The organism is Legionella bozemanae (assembly GCF_001648595.1).
Lineage (GTDB): Bacteria > Pseudomonadota > Gammaproteobacteria > Legionellales > Legionellaceae > Legionella > Legionella bozemanae.
The window spans coordinates 12,400-30,217 of record NZ_LBAW01000027.1; the positions used below are offsets into that span (position 1 = coordinate 12,400).

Sequence of the window (17,818 nt, forward strand, 5' to 3'; positions counted from 1 at the left end):
GCGTCATGCATTTAAACTGTTAATGCTGACAGTACATCAGTTTTACCTTTCATCTGTGTACTTTCATTTTCTCTTTGTAATAAGCCAAGGAAAGTAGAGTTGCTATGCTCACTCAATATCACTTCCGACTTGGTTACTTTCGGTTCCTCCGTAGTCCGTTCAGAAACAGCTAATTCTTTTTTCAAAGGAGCAAGTCCAGACGTACTCAGGTCCACTTCCAACTTATCTACTTTCGGTTCTTTAACTGGTTTAATTAAACTACTCGAAGCAGCTATAACAGGCGGTTCAGAAACAGAAGAGTCTCCAAGCGTATTCAGTACTTCTTCACCAGCTTTTTCAATACTAGCTAATCTTTTTTTCGCATCCTCAAGCATAAATGCTCTTGCTTTCGCTATGGCAGATTGAACACTGTGCGCCCACTTTGGAACGTCGGGTAATTCTTTTTTAAGTTTATCATCCCTGCCCATACTCGGTAGTTTCGCTAGATATCGTGTTCCTTTAATTTGACTCGGATCGGTTATTTCAGGCGTAAGTCCTCTGCTACCGCCTTCCTTTCTGAACGCCACAAATTCATTATATTCATTATCTACTTTCTCTAATAACGTACTTAGGCTTTCCGTTGTTAAGCCTTCTCTAACAATCCGTTCTATTTCCTTTCTGGCTGCTTGATAATCTACTTTTAGTTCTGTCATATTAATTCGACAAGGTTCCTGTTGGTGGGCAAATAACTCCAATTCAATCACATCTTCTAATTCTAGTTTTTGTGATGGAGAGCTAAGATATCGCTCTTCAGGTGAGAGCCCATCATCTGCTTTTGTAACCCATTTCATGTAAAAAAGTTCAAACTTTTTACAAAGATCTTCAATTTCACCTTCTTCAAAAAATTCTTGATAAATTTCAGTTTTGGCTAGAGCGAGCATGTGTTGATTAAAGTCTTTAGGGGTATACGCTTTATTGTTCTTTAAGCGATAATGATTGTGATTATGTCCAAACTCTAATGGTAGATGATGCATTAATTTGCCATGGAGGTCATCACTGCCTCTGAGATATAAATCACATCCATCCTCAACTTCTTTATGAGCCGCTGCAGCAGCATTATATAATTTATCTCTGAAGTCTTGAGGGTATTGATCCAATCCACCTGGAGCCCAAAAGTACCAATTTAAACTGAATCCTTTAACCTGAACAGCAACGCGAACTTCTATTGTTTCACCTTCATCCCTAATTTCATAAACAACTCCTTTGGTCAATCTAAATTTATACCCTTCTTCATTAAGCTCTTGCTCTCTTTTTCTATATTGTGCTTTATTACCCGATGCAACAAGCAATTGAAGCTCTCTGGTTTGCTCTGTATTTTCATATGAAGTAAATTTTTTAACGACATGTTTTTTCTTTAAAAAAACAAAAAAAGGGTTTGGCATAATGACCACCATCAATTACAAAAAAATCCCATATTGCCCGGGCATTTTAACTTGTGCCCAAAAAATAATCAATGATTAATCGTTAAGAACACAACTAAGCTATTGGATATTAAAAGGAATTTTTAAATAACGTATAAAAGTAAAGAACACGAATTTAAAAGCAGCAAGCAGCAGCTTTCTTTTCGGCATCTTCTACTTTTTTTGTCTCTATTGCTTCATCGAAGGGTTGGAAAAAAAATTGTTTTTTGCCCAAATTATTTCTTGTCAAAAAAAAATCAGAATCAAGGGGAACAGAACTTGGATTTTCGCCTGCCATGCTAAGGAGTCGAGCAACATCCGCTTTATTCAAGGAATGTGCGCTTGCTACTTTTTTTATAAAAAATAATTTTGGTTCACCATCTAAAGAATAGGACATTTCTATCGCCGATTTAGAAGAAGCCAATTTATAAATAGTATTCTGAAGTTTCGTTTTCAGAAATGAATCTTTATTATTACTCCATGTATTTATCAATAGCAGTAATGGTGACAGCGTATAATTACCTATAGTACTTTTTGGAGCCTTGTGAGTAAAAGCAGAATCTAAATCTTTGGGGTCACTTTTTATAAAATTATTTAAAAATTCAATAATTGGTGCTATTGCAAGTTGATGATCAATGGCAGCAGTCAATGCACGCGCTATCATCATAATGCCATTCAGATCTGCATGCTCACCAGTATGAATTGTTTGCATTAACGCTGAATTAATTTTGCCATCCGAATTGCTCTCCCATATCTGAGATAAAACATCAATCAAATTGCTTAAAGTTTCTGAATTTTTGTCAATGTATGCGGCCGAAACCAGTGAAATAAGAATAATATGCAGCGCATGCATTCCTTTATAAGGACCTAACTCATGAATTTTACATAAAGAATCAACCAGGTCAGCGGGACACATCTTACTTACATCAATCAGAATGCGACTAAGAATTTGTACTACTTTAGGATTATTGACTACTGTATTCTTTATTGCACCCACTAATACATAGATACTACTTTTACCTTTAAAAGAACCATAAGTAATTTCTTCAGTTAAAGCAGTACTTATAATTCTAGGTGATTTTTTAAGAAAACCTCTTAAAAGTTCAGCAATTAATTCAGCTGTTGGCTGATTATCAGATATTGTAGTAGCATTTGCCAAGGCGCGCGCAAGAACGAGGATTGCGTTTTTTCCTTTTTCACTGCCTTCTTCTACATTTTTTGCCATAATGGAAGAAAGTTCATCACCTGTTTTCTCTAACAGTTGGTTGAAAATATAACTAATTGCTACAAGCACTGAATTATTTCTGGAATCGAACGTAGCGGTAAAGAGGTTATCCATCCAAGCATAAGCAACAGTTTGCCCCTCAAAAGTTCCCCCCAGAGTCTGCGAAAGGATTGAAACTAAAGCCTCTGGATTTTCATCATCGTATAATTTATATAAAAGCGCACAAATTTGCTGTGCTGCTTTCTCATCATACATATTCGTCGCACATTGGAGTGCATACGTTAGCCAGTAACCAAAATTACTTTCTGCTATAGTGCCGACCGGAGTTTCCGTTATAAAATCATTAAGCTGAGCAATCAACCACTCAAGGTCCATGCTCGAAACCTTGGGAGTCTTAGCGCCAGGATATTGATCAAATGGGATAGTTAGAAAACCTGTTGGGAAAAGGTCTAGAGGATCACCCATGTAAATTTGTCCTAAAAAAGCACAGCATTATTTTTTATTATGATACCAAATGAATTGATACACAAGAAATTTTATTGGCATCGAGCTATTGATTTTAAAAGTCGTGGTCTGGATACATTGAAGTAAACTCTGTCTCACTTTTTATTTCATCATAACCAGACCACTATTTTTAGAAGTTTTTGTCATTCACAACACTAGGTGAGCGAAGGTATTAACGAAGTTTCATTTGCTTCTTCGCTTTCTATCTCGTTCGTTTCGTTACTCTCTATATAATTTCGTCCTATTATCTTGCATAGATTTTCTTTATCTTCTTTCGATAAATAAGAAGCTACCGCCTCAAAAGGATTATATTCTTCCGCATCTTCAGGGGCAGAGGCCTCAGAAGGATAATCCGCATAGATTTTCCACTCATCCGCTATTGCCCAATAAATAGAATTGAAAAGCATTTTAGCCTGATGAATTTTAGCTTGTAATTTTTTCTCTTCCTTACTTCGGGGTGCAGAAAATAAAGAAAGAGCAAAACCTTGCCAACCTGATATTTTAGTATCTTTTTTAGGTTCAATAATGGCAAACTCTCTGTAGCATTTAACAATCAAATCAGCGAGATCATCTTTAGACTTAATTAAATTATCTTTAAATTGACGATAAGCTGGATCATTTTTATATTTAATTAAATTAACCTCATTGTCTGCGTATTTCTCGAAAAAAGATGCATTTCTTATTGTCCATTCTAACTCCTGTAACTTACTGACAATATGCTTCACCTCATTGCGATATTCTTTATCTATGTTAAATAAGTCTGCAGTATCTTCTGATAATTGATCAAAACGCTGCGGCGGCACGCTCCAATATAATTTAACATCTTTATCTTTCCAATTTCGCGAGAAAACCTGTTTACCTGATGACTTAGCATGAGGACGTAAAGTTCCTTCACTATGTAATAAAATAGGCTCTAAACCGGGAATAAATCTTGGTAAAGAGGAGCTTTTGAAAGGCGCCAGTTGTTTTTCAGTGAGGATGCCCTCTAAAAGAGAAACCGCCCTGGTTTTACAGGTATTTGAACTTTCAAGACTGGGAACAGGTAACCAAAATTCTAACCCGAAAAAACCTGCTTTCCTAAAACCCAATGATAGATGAAAATCAAAAGGCTTAAGCCTGGAGGGACGTCCTTCTATTCCTGCTTTAATTTGCTCAATTTCATAAATTTGTCTGGAATAGGCTTCTTCCTTATAAATTCGTCCTTTCTTTGTCGGATCTATTGTGAAATTTTGACCATTACCTACCACTTCCTCAATAGCCGCTTTTTGCTCTGCGACTGCTATTGCACACCGCTTTTGTAATTCCTCAAACTGCTCTTGGGTTAGTTCAAAAGTATATCCATGTAAACCATGTCCCAGATCCATATAACGAATTTCTTCGCGGATTAACATACCGTGATTGCCTTGAAAATCAACATCTAAGTGATTTTTGATTTTGAATTTCTCTAAACGACTATTTTTATCTCCAGTACTGGTAACACCGTAAAAACCCCAAGTCTCAACGACTTCAAGCAATCGCTTACGTTCATCCAGTTTTGATAGAAAAAAAGAACCATGCCAAAAAGGATTCCCCCCTATAGTATGATCAAATACGCAAAAAGTTACCGTATATTTCATTTCAACACCCCTGTTGTTTAAGTTTAGGCATTCCGTTGTAAAAACTAGATAAAACAGTAGATATTTTGAGTAAAAATTATAAAATATGCAAGAATTTGCCCCATGGAAAAAAGGAATAAATCTAAATAAAATTTTTTATTTAGATTCAATATATTATAAACTTTGCGCTTGTTGAGCATTTGCTAGAATGTGATCTCCAAAATAGCCAACAGACTCTGATGAAGCTAAATGAAGCTCGAAAAAACAATAGAGACAGGTTTGCCGGGTTATGCTTTTGCTTCACCCGGGCTATAGTCTATAAGAAATGAATCAGTTAACTATAAATATTCTCTTTCTGCGCCTGATTCAATTGATAAAAAGCACGTTTTGCCGGTGCGAAATTAGGAAATTGGGTTACTAAACGTTGTAAAATCATGCGTGATAAAATTTCATCCCCCTGATTCCACTCATTTAGTGCTTGCAGATACATAAAATCAGCGGATTGTTCCGCAATAACAGGTACTTTATTCATTAATATAGGTTCAATAAAACTGACGCGAGCTTGAGTTTGTGCTTCCATTCTTTGCAGGGCTTTACGAGCCTGTATGCTCCCGTTGTCACTGGCTTGCTGCAGTAATTCCTTGCCTTTAGAAAGAGAACGCTCACCCAAAGTACCCTCCAAATAATAAGTAGCTAACTGGTATTGTGCATACGCATTTTGGCGTGCGGCCAGTTTTTCATAAAAACCTGCCGCCATTTTGGGGTTTTTCTCAACACCTAAACCATAATGATACATTCGTGCCAAAGCCAACATTGCTTTCTCATTCCCTTTATCTGCAGATTGCTGGTAATAGTTGAGCGCATTAGTAAAATCAAGCTTGGTGATAAAACCCGTTTCAGACAATAATCCTAACTGATAAAGGGCATTAGCATTACCCAATTCTGCCGCCTTTTTATACCAGGATAAAGCTTGTTGTATATCACGAGGGTGCCCCAATCCATTGAAATAAATAGCTCCTAATTGATTCATTGCCTCATGCACTTGATGAGTTGCTGCTTCAACAAATAAATCTCTAGCTTTTTGATAATTGACAGGGGTTCCTTTACCGTATAAATACATTAACGCCAAATCATATATCCCTAAAGCATCTCCTTTCATAGCAGCTTGTTCATAAGCTTTTAATGCCATAACATAATTATCATTGACTGTTTCATCAATAAATCCTAATGCAACAGAGGCTTCAGGCAGAGTTACAGCCGCTTTCTCGTACCATTGCTTTGCCAAATTATAATCAGGCTCACCATTCTCACCCAATTGATAAAACTGACCCAATTGATACTGTGCAAGAGGATTTCCCTGTTCTGCAGAAGCAGTATACCAACGTTGTGCACTTGCAAGATCAGGTTCAGAACCTAGGCCTTTTTCCAGCATATAAGCCAGTTTCAATTGCGCATACTGATCTCCTTTTTCAGCCAAGCCAGTATAAATTTGTTTGGCTTCTTGCATTCTTTCCGGATCAGAATTTTCTGCCAAGTAATAATCTGCTAAAACAATTCCAGCGTGGCTGTTTCCTAACTTATATGAACGTATCAAATTAGGTAAAAAGTCTTGTCCAGCTTCTTTTTGTAAAACTGCTATATTAAAATCTGCATATGAGAATTGATCGTCTACGGATCGTTGCAATTGCTCCATTCCCTTTGTCTTGTCTTGAGCCACTCCTTTCCCTTCGGAAGCATAAGTCCCCAAAATAAAATCGCTTACGGCATTTTGCCCTGATTGTTGATACCAGGTAATTGCTTGTCCTGGGTCAGCTTTTACGCCAATGCCCCGATCATAGAGTAATCCCATTAACAATGCGGCATGTTCATTACCAGTAGCAGCTTCATCTTTGGCGATCAGAAAAGCTTGTGCCTGTCTTTGCTTATCTTGATCCATAGCATTGTAAAACGCGAGTGGTAGTAACGCTTGGGAAACGCCTCGATCTGCTGCTCCTTGATACAATTGGCGAATCATGGCTATTTTGTGTTTTCTAACATTCACACTTAAAGCGCTGTCATTTTGGCGTGCCAAACTATCTGCCAACTCATATTCTGCAGGGCCATAATTATTGGCCGCAGCCAGGTACAACATAGACGTTGCTTGTTCTTGATTAGGCTGAATGTATACTGTGCCATCTGGTCCAGTTATTCCCTGGGAAAGAATTCTAGCCAGAACATATTGGGATTTTTTATTTCCTTTAAATGCCGCATCAGTTAAATCATTTAACGCCAACTGATAATCGTTTTTATCTTTGGCATGCTGCAAATATAAAATACCTAAATTGTATTCTGCACCCAAGTGTTGCTGTTGTGCTGCATTTTGATAAAAAATAATGGCCGAAGAATCACTTTGCGCCACACCAATACCATATTGAAACATTTGTCCTATTTGAAATTGTGATTGGGCATCACCTAATATTGCCCTAAAGTATAAATGATTAAATACAGACATATAGTTAAGCTGCGCCTGCCATCCCTCAGTCCACAAATCCATAATATTGGCTTGTGAATTATCATCGTAGTCATAAAAATTGGCATCGATATAAGGAGTTGGTAAATTAATACGCGCATATATAGGCGTGTTTACCCGTTCTAATGCTGATAACTGATGATCTAAAGGATAAAGAGGATAGGTCCATTGATTCGCCTGGAAGCCAGGAGTTTTATTCAAAATCGCATCATAATAACTGGTTATAGGAACATCATTAGGCTGAACTAATTCAAACTGTGGATGAAAAATAGACTGACGCGTTACCTTTTTCAGTTGCGGCGCCTGATTATACGCAAAATCGCCCAATACCGTGGGATTATTCCAAGCACTCAATATTCCTTTCATTTGAAAATCAGTTTGTTCTAATTTATCTGTTGTACCATTACTTAACCAGAGGGCAGCCTGTGCTAAGGCTGCCTCCTGATTTTTAGCACTTTCATCTTGCATCGCCTGATTTAACCATTGCTTTGCCAAATCAGGATCAGCCTCAACACCTATTCCTTTTTGATACATTTCAGCTAACTCACGTTTGGCTTGTGGCAATCCATTCTGTGCTGCCTTCAAAGTCCACATGTATGCAGTTTTTGGATCGTAAGCTGGACTTTTTTGTTGTAAATAAATATGAGCCAGATCCAAATACGCTTCATTATTGTGTTGATTACTTGCTTTATTAAACCACTCCAATGCTTGTTCTTTTTGGTTTTGCTCTAAAGCCAACTTTCCTAAAGCAACCATTGCAGGTGCGAAACCTTGAGCCGCAGCTTGATTTAATAACTGCTCACCTTTATTTTCATCTTTATCTAATAGCTTTCCTTCGAGATAAAGTTCTCCCAGCATAGTTATTGCTTGAGGATTGTTATTGGCAACTGCTTTATTTAACCAAATAAGGCCTAATTTTCTATTTGATGCATTACGGCTTTCAATAAAATTTTTCGCTAAGGTAAATTGTGCTATGGAGTTACCATTTTTTGCCGCATTAATATAATAACGCGTTGCTGCATCCATATTTTTCTTCACCCCAACTCCATACATATAAGCCGCTGCTGTAAACATTTGGGCGTCTACATCTCCTGCATCTGCTGCCTTTTTAAACCATGTAAAGGCTTGTTGTGGATCTTTATCATGCAATAGGGTGTATTTGGCCATAAGCTGAATGGCGGGGAGGTATCCTTTTTGTGCGGATTGAGTAAAATAGCGTATTGCTAACAAACTATTTTTGAGTTGGCCATATCCATAAAGATAAATTCGCCCTAAGTAGTAATCAGCGACCGCATTTTTACCCGACTGATTCATTAAAGGTTCTATCGCTTTATTGTAATTCCCTAATCGATAAGCACTGAAATCATCAGCAAAAACGTTTTGCCCAGCTGATGCAACAAATAAACATACCCAAGGTACTAGCGATTTCATGAAAATTCTCCCTCTTTGCATGCCAATTTAACCCGATTTTTATTGTCATACGTTCAGACTTATACCCCGGGTATTATGCCATAATGCACTACTTCATTGACGGCTCCATTTCTTGTAGTGCCATCGACTATCCAATAGTTGCCTTTATTATTTAAACCAAATTTTACATTGACATATTCACATACTTTAATCGTATCAGCACAATCAATAATTTTTCCATAGGACTTTTTACCATCACCTAAAGTACAAATGAACCTGACTAATGGTTCTCCTGTAGCTAATGCTGCCCATTGCCGCCCGCCTATTGTATGATTATATCGGGTGGTATATTGGCTATCCTCATCACGCATTTGATACAAGCTTACAGTTTGCGGCGATTTATTAAAGAAGAAATATAAAGATTGCAAAGCACCTTCTTTACCTGGAAAAAGAGACAAAACCTTTAAACTTTCCTTATATCCCACAGGCTTGCATCCTATAGGAAAGCGGGCTTCTTCCTTTTCCGCTTTAGCTTGCATCTCTTTAGGATCATTCTTTTTAGGTTTAGCTGCTTCAAGGTGTGTCGATATTAGCCCCAAACAAAATATCAATGAAATTGAAGTGATTTTTTTTATTGTATTCATCATATTTCTCACTCACTGTCATTTATTGGACGTACAATAACTGTTGTACCCATGAAATTATTTCTTTCGCTGGATAATTCAACAAAGCTCAGGTTTAACCATTTGGCATCCTCAACAAACATTCGAACACATCCATGGCTTGCTCTTACCCCAGGAATGTCATCAGCTCCATGTAAGGCAAAACCTTTATGGAAATACATGCAATAAGGCATTTTTGCGCCACCTTTACCAATCGGAAATACATCGGATGTGCATTTCTCATTTTCTTTACTAAAAACTCGATAAATTCCCGTTAAAGTTCGACAAGAGCGATTGGAATCGGAACATTTATCTCTTCCGGATGAAATCGGTCCCCATCTCACTAAATTACCTTCCGCATCATAAGCGGCAAAAGCCAGTTTATCCTGATCGACAATAATTTGTTTTTGATGTTCTGGAATTTTTAATGGGAAAGGTGCTACGTCAAAAACGGTGAGATAAGCCAGATTTTTCGGAACAGCAATAACCTTGCCAGCCCATAAAGGATTATAAGTACGATTGACTCTCTGTACGATATCGCGTTGATTTGCATCTGGAAATAAGGTCTCCCAACTTTGCCCCGACTCTACTTTAATACAATCGTATTGTGGGTAACCACATAATCCTGTGCCATAAAAATTACCGGCATTTCCTATGGCAGCCATGAGCATCATCAATGCAGCTGAAAGTAATTTATACATATGCCCCCCTCTCACCTTACTTTTTATTTTTACATGCAAGATTTGTGCTTAAATATCAATTTATTTTAATTATTATTCGAGCATATCTAAAATAAGTTTAGTACGAATATTAGAATTTTTGCCAGAGTTATGAATAATATTCTGATTTGTGAATAAAAAGCCTAAGTGCAGCGAGGCAGAGACTGTTTTTTTGCACAGAAAATGAAGCCGTATTGCCGAGTTTACTCCCTGTCATCCCAGGGTTCGATATCTAGATTAGCTTTAGGGTAATATGTTTTCACCACGAAAAAATTGAAAAATACGCTTTGCCAAATGTTCACTAATACCTGATACCTTGGCAATTTCTTCCACTGAAGCTTTTGCTAGCTCACGTATCCCGCCAAAGCGATGCAGTAATGCTTGCCTGCGCTTTGCTCCTACTCCTTCAATATCTTCAAGAGTTGAATCCAATCTCTTTTTCTGTCTTTTCTTACGATGAGCAGTAATTGCAAAGCGATGTGCTTCGTTACGAATATGTTGTATCAAATGTAAGGCTTTAGAATCATCAGGTAAAGTCAATTCATGTGCTTCATGCACCAAAATTAATTTTTCCCATCCAGCCTTTCGAGAGGGCCCTTTAGCCACACCAAGCAGGATTACAGTTGAGACACCTAGAGACGTAAGTACTTTCTGGGCCACAGCTACTTGTCCCTTGCCACCATCAATAATTAATAGATCCGGCAAAGATTGAGTTTCGACCAGGCGTTTAAAACGACGAGTAAGCGCCTGTTCCATTGCGGCATAATCATCTCCAGGAGTAATACCTTCGATGTTAAAACGTCGATATTCATTAAGGCAAGGACCTTCCTGATCAAACACCACACACGATGCAACAGTAGCTTCCCCTTGAGTATGGCTGATGTCAAAACACTCCATTCGTTCAATTGGTTTTTCCAGTCGCAAAAACTGCTCTAACTCATGGAAACGAGACCTCATAGTAGAATGTTTTGTCACATATTCAGCTACCGAAACACGCAAGTTATTCAATGCAAAATCCATCCAGCGCGATTTTATGCCGCGAGGATTCACCTGGATTTTACATAATTTGCCGCGTTGTTGTGATAATGCTTCTTGCAATGACAGGTGATCCATTAAGTCATGGTTCGTAATAATTAAAGCGGGGATTTTTTCTGGGGAATCAAAATAATAGAAGCCAATAAATGCATCAAAAGTTTGCTGCCACAAATCTTCCATGCTGAGTTCATCGTCCAAACCTTTTTGCGGTACGGAGGGAAAATAACTACGGCTTGCCAATACTTGGCCTTCACGAATTGTCACACACTGGACACAGGCAAAACCTGGACTAACCTCAATTGCGATAGCATCTGCCTCGCCACGTAATTGTAAAATGCCTTGTTGCTCTTGCACTAATCGCAAATTTTTAATCTGATCCCGCAAAATTGCTGCTTCTTCAAAATTCAATTCACTTACGGCTTTATCCATTCGTTTGGCAAGCTCATCAAGAATTAATTGAGACTTACCTTGCAAAAATCGCATGGCATCATGTACTGAACGCTTGTAATCTTCTGGAGTTATGTAGTTGACACAAGGAGCTGTACATCGCTTGATTTGGTACTGCAAACACGGTCTTGAACGTGCATTAAAATAACTGTCTCGACAATTACGAAGTTTAAAAACTTTTTGAATCGTCACTATAGTTTCTTTTACTGCAGCACTGCTGGGATAAGGGCCAAAAAAATTACCTGAAAGAGGTTTTTTCTTAGAACGATAGCTCTCAATTCGTGGAAAGTCAGAATGATTGGAAAGATGGATGTAAGGATAAGATTTATCATCTCGCAACAAAACATTGTATTTTGGTTTTAATGTTTTAATCAGATTACTTTCCAATAATAATGCTTCTGTTTCGCTACGCGTAACAGAAATTTCTATGGAGGCAATTTGACTCACCAAAGAACGAGTTTTAATACCCGTATTTTGTTTATTAAAATAGCTTGTAACTCGTTTTTTTAGATTGGATGCCTTACCTACATATAGAAGATTACCTGCTTCATCCAGCATACGATAAACACCAGGTTCATTAGGTAACTTAGTGAGAAACAACGCTAATTCAGTAGAAATATTCATGTAATAATAATAGCAATAATTTTTGATACATAATCGTAGTCTGGTACACAGTTTGGTAGTCTGAGTGCGGCGCAGCGGAACCCGAGTTTAATGCAGCAGCGGCATTCCCAAGTTCCGCTGCGCCGCACTCAGGTTACAATGCACCTTTAATCTTCTGATGCCAGATCGATGGGATTTTCTATAATTCCGTGTTTTAGAGCCAAATAAGTAAGCTCCACATCATTTTTAATGCCTAACTTTTCAAATGTCCGATAACGATAGCCGTTAATTGTTTTTGTGCTTAGGAAAAGTCTATCACTAATTTCCTGAACATTCATACCACTGGTAATCATCAACATCACTTGCATTTCACGCTCAGATAACACATCAAAAGGCGAACCTTGTACTTCCTCTAAGCTATTAATCGCTACTTTCTGAGCGATTTCAGCACTAAGATACTTTTCTCCTTTCGCAACTTTACGGATTGCAGCAGCCATTTCTTCGGCACCCGATTCTTTCGTCAGATACCCCATAGCCCCTAATTGCAAGACACGAGTAGGTAACACATCAGAGCACATCGCAGTTACAGCAATAACCTTAACATGTGGATTTGATTTTTTCAGGCGACGCGTTACTTCCCACCAATCAATTCCAGGCATTTTCATATCTAAAAGAACTACATCTGGGGAATATTTTTTTACTAATGCTAAAGCTTGTTCACCACTTTCTGCATCAGCGACTACTTCTACATCTGACATATCTTCGAGTAATCGTCGAATTCCCATTCGAACCAATGCATGGTCATCAACAATTAGTACTTTAATCAAATAATGCTCCTTGACTTGAAACAGCCAATGAACAAACTAGGTTGCTCGATGTTAACAAGGCTAGCTGTTCATTACAATATACATAGATTAACATGCTCTAATATGGATATTAGGGTTATTTGGATCCACCTTAAAAAATGGTGGAAACTCCCCTAGTTCCCGAGTACGAGCTAAAAGTTTACCTATATCGGATAAAACAAAATCGTACAAAACCTGGTAATCACTGATCACATAATAAACTGGTTGCAACATATCGATACGATAAGGCATACGAAACGCTGCAATTGGCTCAAAAATCACTCTAAGCGGAATATCGCTTTCTACACTATATACCGTTTCACTAATAGAAGACAGTATCCCGCCCCCATAAGCCCGCAGACCTTTTGCACTTTTAATTAAACCAAACTCAACTGTAAACCAAAACATGCGTTGTAATAAAGGCCAATCTGACTCAGGGAAAGTTAACACTTTCCTGGCATAATCATAGACAAATTCTGCATACACCTTATCTGTCAACATGGGACAATGACCAAATACTTCATGAAAAATATCAGGCTCTTTTACATAATCCAATTCTTCTTCATTACGAATAAATGTAGCTACAGGAAAATGTTTTGTTGCCAACAACTCAAAAAATTCTCGAGCAGAAATTAATGCAGCAACTGCAGATACTTGCCAACCAGTCTCGGCTTTAAGCTTTTTATTGAGATCTGGAATTTGCGGAATCCTTTCAGATTTAATACCTAAGGTTTTTAATCCTAATATGAATTCATCACAAGCCCGTCCAGGTATTAATTTTATTTGTCTTTCAAATAAAATATTCCAAATTCTGTTTTCTTCTGCGGTATAATTCACAAACCCTTGAGCGTCAGGAACATGCGCTACATAACGGCTTGAAAATTCCATAATTTCTCCTTCACACACAAATAATCGTAAAACTATAGATGGCAAAAGTATATCTTAAAAAGAACCACCTTTTTTAGTTATTAGGCAATTTGAGAATAAATGTCAATAACTATTACAGATTTTTCAAATTATGCTATAAAATCAAGCCAATATTGACGCTTGGAAAAAACAATGACGGTAGCCATTTTAGCAACCGGTGATGAAATAGTTCATGGTGATACCCTAAATACCAATGGCCGCGACATCGCCCATACACTAAGTTCTGAAGGCTTGCCTTTAGGCGTACATATGGCCTGCAGCGACAAACAGATTGATATCATAAATTGTTTACGCTTTCTGACTAAAAAACATGACATCATCATTATCATTGGCGGACTTGGGCCTACTACTGATGATCTTACCCGTTTTGCCTTATCTCACTTTACTGGTGAGGCGTTGGTACAACACGATATAGCTCTTGAACACATTCAAAGTCTACTACGCGATGCAAATCTAGCGCTCAATCCAGGAAACGTTCAACAATGCCTCTTCCCCGAGCAAGTTCATCTCTTACCCAATCCCGTAGGCAGTGCTTTAGGATGTTATTATCCATGGAAAAATAAACACTTTTTTCTGTTACCAGGACCACCTCGTGAATGTTTGCCGATGTTTAATCAGTATGTAATGCCTATATTGCAGCAAACCACTCATAGTCAAAAGCAAATACTCAAATGGCGAATTTTTGGTTTGCCAGAAAGTGAAATAGCCCAAAAATTGGAAAATGCGCTCCAAGATATTGATTGCCAAACAGGTTATCGCTGGGAATCACCTTATATTGAATTTAAGGTCCGTTGTATTCCTAATCTTGTAGATAAAATAAAAACCATTGTTGAACCTATCCTAGCGCCCCATATTATTAGTGATGTAGATAAAAAAGCATCTGAAAACTTACGTGAATTAATTACGCGCATCAATGAACCAATAACCATTATTGATGAGGCAACCGGAGGGTTACTGCAATTACTGCTCAATAAACCCGGCATACATCATTTGTTACATTTTACAGGGTTGCATAAAAACACCCTGCATTTTCATATACGCGGTTTAGAGGAATATTGGCAGCAACAACCAACAAAAGGCGCAACACAATTAATTATTAATTACAGCAATCACTGCCAGGAAGGCCGTGAAATCCATAGTATACCCTATCGTACAGCCTCAGTAGTTGAATATGCCGCAGAATGGTTATGCTTCAGACTCTTTCATCTCATCAATCAATTGCATCAGTGAATAACACAATTGTTGCGTGCCTTCACCACTGATTGCCGAAATTGCAAAGACTCTGTCTTTCCAGTCCAAACCATTTACTATAGCCCCAATTCTTTCTTCTCGGCTTGCTGCATCGGGTAGCATATCTATTTTGTTCAATACCAACCATCGAGGTTTTTGCAACAGTTCAGGATTGTATTCTGCTAACTCATGAATAATTGCTTTAGCTGATTCAACGGGATCACTATTATCCAAAGGCGCAACATCAATGACATGAAGTAACACGCAAGTACGTGAAAGATGTTTTAGAAATCGATGCCCAAGTCCAGCTCCTGTAGAAGCTCCTTCAATAAGACCAGGAATATCTGCCATCACGAAACTCTTGTGTGAAGAAACGCTAACAACACCTAAGCTTGGATGCAATGTCGTAAAAGGATAATCGGCTACTTTAGCCTTCGAACTTGAAACTGCCCGAATTAAAGTAGATTTTCCTGCATTAGGCAATCCCAACAACCCTACATCAGCTAAAACGCGCAACTCCAAGCGTAAATGTCGTGACTCCCCTGAACTTCCTGGAGTGGTTTGTCTTGGAGAGCGATTCACACTGCTTTTATAACGCGTATTTCCTAAACCATGAAACCCGCCTTGGGCAATTAATACAGGTACGCCTGGTTCTTTAATATCACCCAGCAGTTCTCCAGTATCCACATCGTAAATCATGGTACCAACAGGCACTTTGATCGTTAAATCATCTCCTTTTTTCCCAGTACAATTCCCTCCCATACCGGACTGGCCATTACCTGCTTTGAAATGGCGCATATAACGAAAATCAACAAGGGTATTTAAATCGGTGCTGGCTTCAAAATAAACGCTGCCCCCATCACCCCCATCACCCCCATCAGGGCCGCCGCGTGGTATAAACTTTTCGCGTCTGAAGCTTAGGCAACCATTTCCACCATGGCCTGCTTCTACTTTTATTACTGCTTCATCAACGAATTTCATGACCAACCTCAAAATAAAAAAAACCCCGTTGCCGGGGCTAATAACATTGTATTTAGGCATAAAATGTAGTCTGGATTAAGCTAATTCCGGAATACATCATAAATAAAAAGCCAATGCCGCTCTATGCAGTATTCTGGCTACAATAACGATTAGTTTGCAGCTTCTTCTTTTTGCTCTGCAACTATTGTTACGTATTTACGATTTTTGTCACCTTTGACAACAAATTGTACCAGACCTTCAACTAAGGCAAACAAGGTATGATCACGACCACAACCTACGCCAGGCCCTGGATGAAAACGTGTACCACGTTGTCTTACAATTATTTCACCCGCGTTAACGAACTGACCACCAAAACGCTTCACTCCAAGATACTTGGGATTCGAGTCGCGGCCGTTACGAGTACTACCACCTGCTTTTTTATGAGCCATTGCTATCCTCTCTTACTTGCTTATCGCAGTAATTTTAACTTGCGAATAATATTGTCTGTGCCCCATTTGTTTCATATGGTGCTTACGACGACGAAACTTGATAATCTTAACTTTTTTGTGACGGCCATGATCAAGCACTTCGGCTTTCACTGTTGCCTTGGCAACTAATGGGGATCCACATGTAATTTTATCGCCATCAGCCAACATTAATACTTCTTTAAATTGTATTTCATTGCCAACATCTTCAGACAGTAATTCAATTTTTAACACATCACCTTCCTTCACGGTGTATTGCTTACCGCCAGTTTTGATTACCGCATACATAATTTTTCTCCAATTCGCCTGATTGGCTATCACAAATTCATAAAGTCGCATATTCTATGAAATTATCACTATGACTTCAAGTTCATTTTAAAATATTGTATACTTCGCCACCCTTTCCGGATTTTTTAACTCATTATCCGGTGTTTAATCTGGTCGCGGATTAAACTTAGGAGCTGTAAAACAGATCCTGAAGGAACTTATATAAATTTTTGGAGTATATAATGTCAAATGTCCTTTTAGAAGCTCAAACAAGAACGGATATGGGGAAAGGTGCGAGCCGCCGCCTACGTCGTCTTGAAAATAAAGTACCTGCTGTAATTTATGGCGGTGACAAAAAGCCAATGTCAATTCATTTTCAACATAATAAAGTAATTAAAGCTTTGGAAACTGAAAGTATCTATTCCAGTGTTTTTGATATTACAATTGATGGCAAAGTTGAACATGTTATTTTGAAGGCATTACAACGTCATCCCTATAAACCAGTTGTAATGCATATGGATTTACAACGCGTTTCTAAAACTGATGTCCTGGTTAAATTAGTACCAATTCACTTTATCAATGAAGATAAAGCTCCTGGTATTAAAGCTGGCGGTATTATTAACCACACCATGACTCAAGTAGAAATCCGCTGCCAAGCAAAAGATTTACCTGAATTTATCGCAGTAGATATGTCAGACGTTAAAATGGATGATGTTGTTCATTTATCTCACTTAAAATTACCTAAAGGGGTAAAACTTACTGTTGATGTTACCGATGGAAGTCATGATGCTCCTGTTGTAAGCATCCACATGGCTAGAGTAAGTGCAACAGAAGAAGAAACAACTGAAGCTGCAGCGGAAGTTCCAGCATCAGCTGTACCAACTGTTGATTCTGAGAAAAATGAAGAATAATCATTTTAAGTTGGGTTGAAAAAAATTTAAAACTGTAGCCTGGGT

At 38.1% G+C, this 17,818-nt stretch carries 14 protein-coding genes; 2 read left to right on the forward strand and 12 right to left on the reverse strand.

What is annotated here, in order from left to right:
• Positions 1-11: 11 nt before the first annotated feature.
• The 9 genes from A8O27_RS15555 to phhA all read right to left on the reverse strand — a co-directional run bounded on the left by A8O27_RS15555 (position 12) and on the right by phhA (position 13,881).
• On the reverse strand, positions 12-1,421 hold the full coding sequence (locus A8O27_RS15555; RefSeq protein ID WP_058457945.1) for a hypothetical protein: 1,410 nt from the start codon (positions 1,419-1,421) through the stop codon (positions 12-14).
• A 154-nt stretch (positions 1,422-1,575) separates the two neighbouring features.
• On the reverse strand, positions 1,576-3,129 hold the full coding sequence (locus A8O27_RS15560) for a hypothetical protein (RefSeq protein ID WP_058457944.1): 1,554 nt from the start codon (positions 3,127-3,129) through the stop codon (positions 1,576-1,578).
• A 194-nt stretch (positions 3,130-3,323) separates the two neighbouring features.
• Positions 3,324-4,784, reverse strand: a complete 1,461-nt coding sequence (locus A8O27_RS15565) for a hypothetical protein (RefSeq protein WP_058457943.1) — start codon at positions 4,782-4,784, stop codon at positions 3,324-3,326.
• Positions 4,785-5,097: 313 nt separating this feature from the next.
• Positions 5,098-8,703, reverse strand: a complete 3,606-nt coding sequence (locus tag A8O27_RS15570; RefSeq protein WP_058457942.1) for an SEL1-like repeat protein — start codon at positions 8,701-8,703, stop codon at positions 5,098-5,100.
• Positions 8,704-8,762: 59 nt separating this feature from the next.
• Entirely contained in the window at positions 8,763-9,326 is a 564-nt protein-coding gene (locus A8O27_RS15575) for a hypothetical protein (protein ID WP_058457941.1), read from the reverse strand.
• An 8-nt stretch (positions 9,327-9,334) separates the two neighbouring features.
• Complete coding sequence (locus tag A8O27_RS15580) at positions 9,335-10,045, reverse strand: L,D-transpeptidase (RefSeq protein WP_058457940.1); 711 nt, start codon at positions 10,043-10,045, stop codon at positions 9,335-9,337.
• 261 nt (positions 10,046-10,306) lie between these two features.
• Entirely contained in the window at positions 10,307-12,169 is a 1,863-nt protein-coding gene (uvrC, locus tag A8O27_RS15585; RefSeq protein ID WP_058457939.1) for an excinuclease ABC subunit UvrC, read from the reverse strand.
• A 146-nt stretch (positions 12,170-12,315) separates the two neighbouring features.
• A complete protein-coding gene (gene letA, locus A8O27_RS15590) occupies positions 12,316-12,975 on the reverse strand; it encodes a two-component system response regulator LetA (RefSeq protein ID WP_064115120.1) in 660 nt (219 codons plus the stop codon).
• Between the two features lie 87 nt (positions 12,976-13,062).
• Complete coding sequence (gene phhA, locus A8O27_RS15595) at positions 13,063-13,881, reverse strand: phenylalanine 4-monooxygenase (RefSeq protein ID WP_058457937.1); 819 nt, start codon at positions 13,879-13,881, stop codon at positions 13,063-13,065.
• Positions 13,882-14,052: 171 nt separating this feature from the next.
• On the opposite strand from phhA, the gene A8O27_RS15600 reads away from it, so the two are divergent.
• Entirely contained in the window at positions 14,053-15,150 is a 1,098-nt protein-coding gene (locus tag A8O27_RS15600; RefSeq protein WP_058457936.1) for a competence/damage-inducible protein A, read from the forward strand.
• Here A8O27_RS15600 and cgtA read toward each other — a convergent pair.
• The 3 genes from cgtA to rplU form a co-directional block, all read right to left on the reverse strand.
• Positions 15,106-16,131 carry an Obg family GTPase CgtA gene (gene cgtA, locus A8O27_RS15605; RefSeq protein WP_058457935.1) on the reverse strand — a complete coding sequence of 342 codons (1,026 nt, stop codon included), beginning with the start codon at positions 16,129-16,131 and terminating at the stop codon, positions 15,106-15,108. The genes A8O27_RS15600 and cgtA overlap by 45 nt on opposite strands.
• A gap of 149 nt (positions 16,132-16,280) precedes the next feature.
• A complete protein-coding gene (rpmA, locus tag A8O27_RS15610; protein ID WP_019233611.1) occupies positions 16,281-16,559 on the reverse strand; it encodes a 50S ribosomal protein L27 in 279 nt (92 codons plus the stop codon).
• 12 nt (positions 16,560-16,571) lie between these two features.
• On the reverse strand, positions 16,572-16,883 hold the full coding sequence (rplU, locus tag A8O27_RS15615; RefSeq protein ID WP_058457934.1) for a 50S ribosomal protein L21: 312 nt from the start codon (positions 16,881-16,883) through the stop codon (positions 16,572-16,574).
• A gap of 221 nt (positions 16,884-17,104) precedes the next feature.
• Here rplU and A8O27_RS15620 point away from each other — a divergent pair, with 221 nt between their 5' ends.
• Positions 17,105-17,773: a 50S ribosomal protein L25/general stress protein Ctc gene (locus A8O27_RS15620; RefSeq protein ID WP_058457933.1), complete on the forward strand. Its 669-nt coding sequence runs from the start codon at positions 17,105-17,107 to the stop codon at positions 17,771-17,773.
• Positions 17,774-17,818: the final 45 nt, after the last annotated feature.

What these genes read in the sequence shown, in the direction of transcription:
- A8O27_RS15560 (WP_058457944.1), bottom strand. Translation starts at nt 3,129, where the DNA reads ATGGGTGATCCTCTAGACCTTTTCCCAACAGGTTTTCTAACTATCCCA.
- A8O27_RS15565 (WP_058457943.1), bottom strand. Translation starts at nt 4,784, where the DNA reads ATGAAATATACGGTAACTTTTTGCGTATTTGATCATACTATAGGGGGG.
- A8O27_RS15600 (WP_058457936.1), top strand. Translation starts at nt 14,053, where the DNA reads ATGACGGTAGCCATTTTAGCAACCGGTGATGAAATAGTTCATGGTGAT.
- A8O27_RS15570 (WP_058457942.1), bottom strand. Translation starts at nt 8,703, where the DNA reads ATGAAATCGCTAGTACCTTGGGTATGTTTATTTGTTGCATCAGCTGGG.
- rpmA (WP_019233611.1), bottom strand. Translation starts at nt 16,559, where the DNA reads ATGGCTCATAAAAAAGCAGGTGGTAGTACTCGTAACGGCCGCGACTCG.
- A8O27_RS15620 (WP_058457933.1), top strand. Translation starts at nt 17,105, where the DNA reads ATGTCAAATGTCCTTTTAGAAGCTCAAACAAGAACGGATATGGGGAAA.
- cgtA (WP_058457935.1), bottom strand. Translation starts at nt 16,131, where the DNA reads ATGAAATTCGTTGATGAAGCAGTAATAAAAGTAGAAGCAGGCCATGGT.
- rplU (WP_058457934.1), bottom strand. Translation starts at nt 16,883, where the DNA reads ATGTATGCGGTAATCAAAACTGGCGGTAAGCAATACACCGTGAAGGAA.
- A8O27_RS15580 (WP_058457940.1), bottom strand. Translation starts at nt 10,045, where the DNA reads ATGTATAAATTACTTTCAGCTGCATTGATGATGCTCATGGCTGCCATA.
- A8O27_RS15575 (WP_058457941.1), bottom strand. Translation starts at nt 9,326, where the DNA reads ATGAATACAATAAAAAAAATCACTTCAATTTCATTGATATTTTGTTTG.
- A8O27_RS15555 (WP_058457945.1), bottom strand. Translation starts at nt 1,421, where the DNA reads ATGCCAAACCCTTTTTTTGTTTTTTTAAAGAAAAAACATGTCGTTAAA.
- uvrC (WP_058457939.1), bottom strand. Translation starts at nt 12,169, where the DNA reads ATGAATATTTCTACTGAATTAGCGTTGTTTCTCACTAAGTTACCTAAT.
- phhA (WP_058457937.1), bottom strand. Translation starts at nt 13,881, where the DNA reads ATGGAATTTTCAAGCCGTTATGTAGCGCATGTTCCTGACGCTCAAGGG.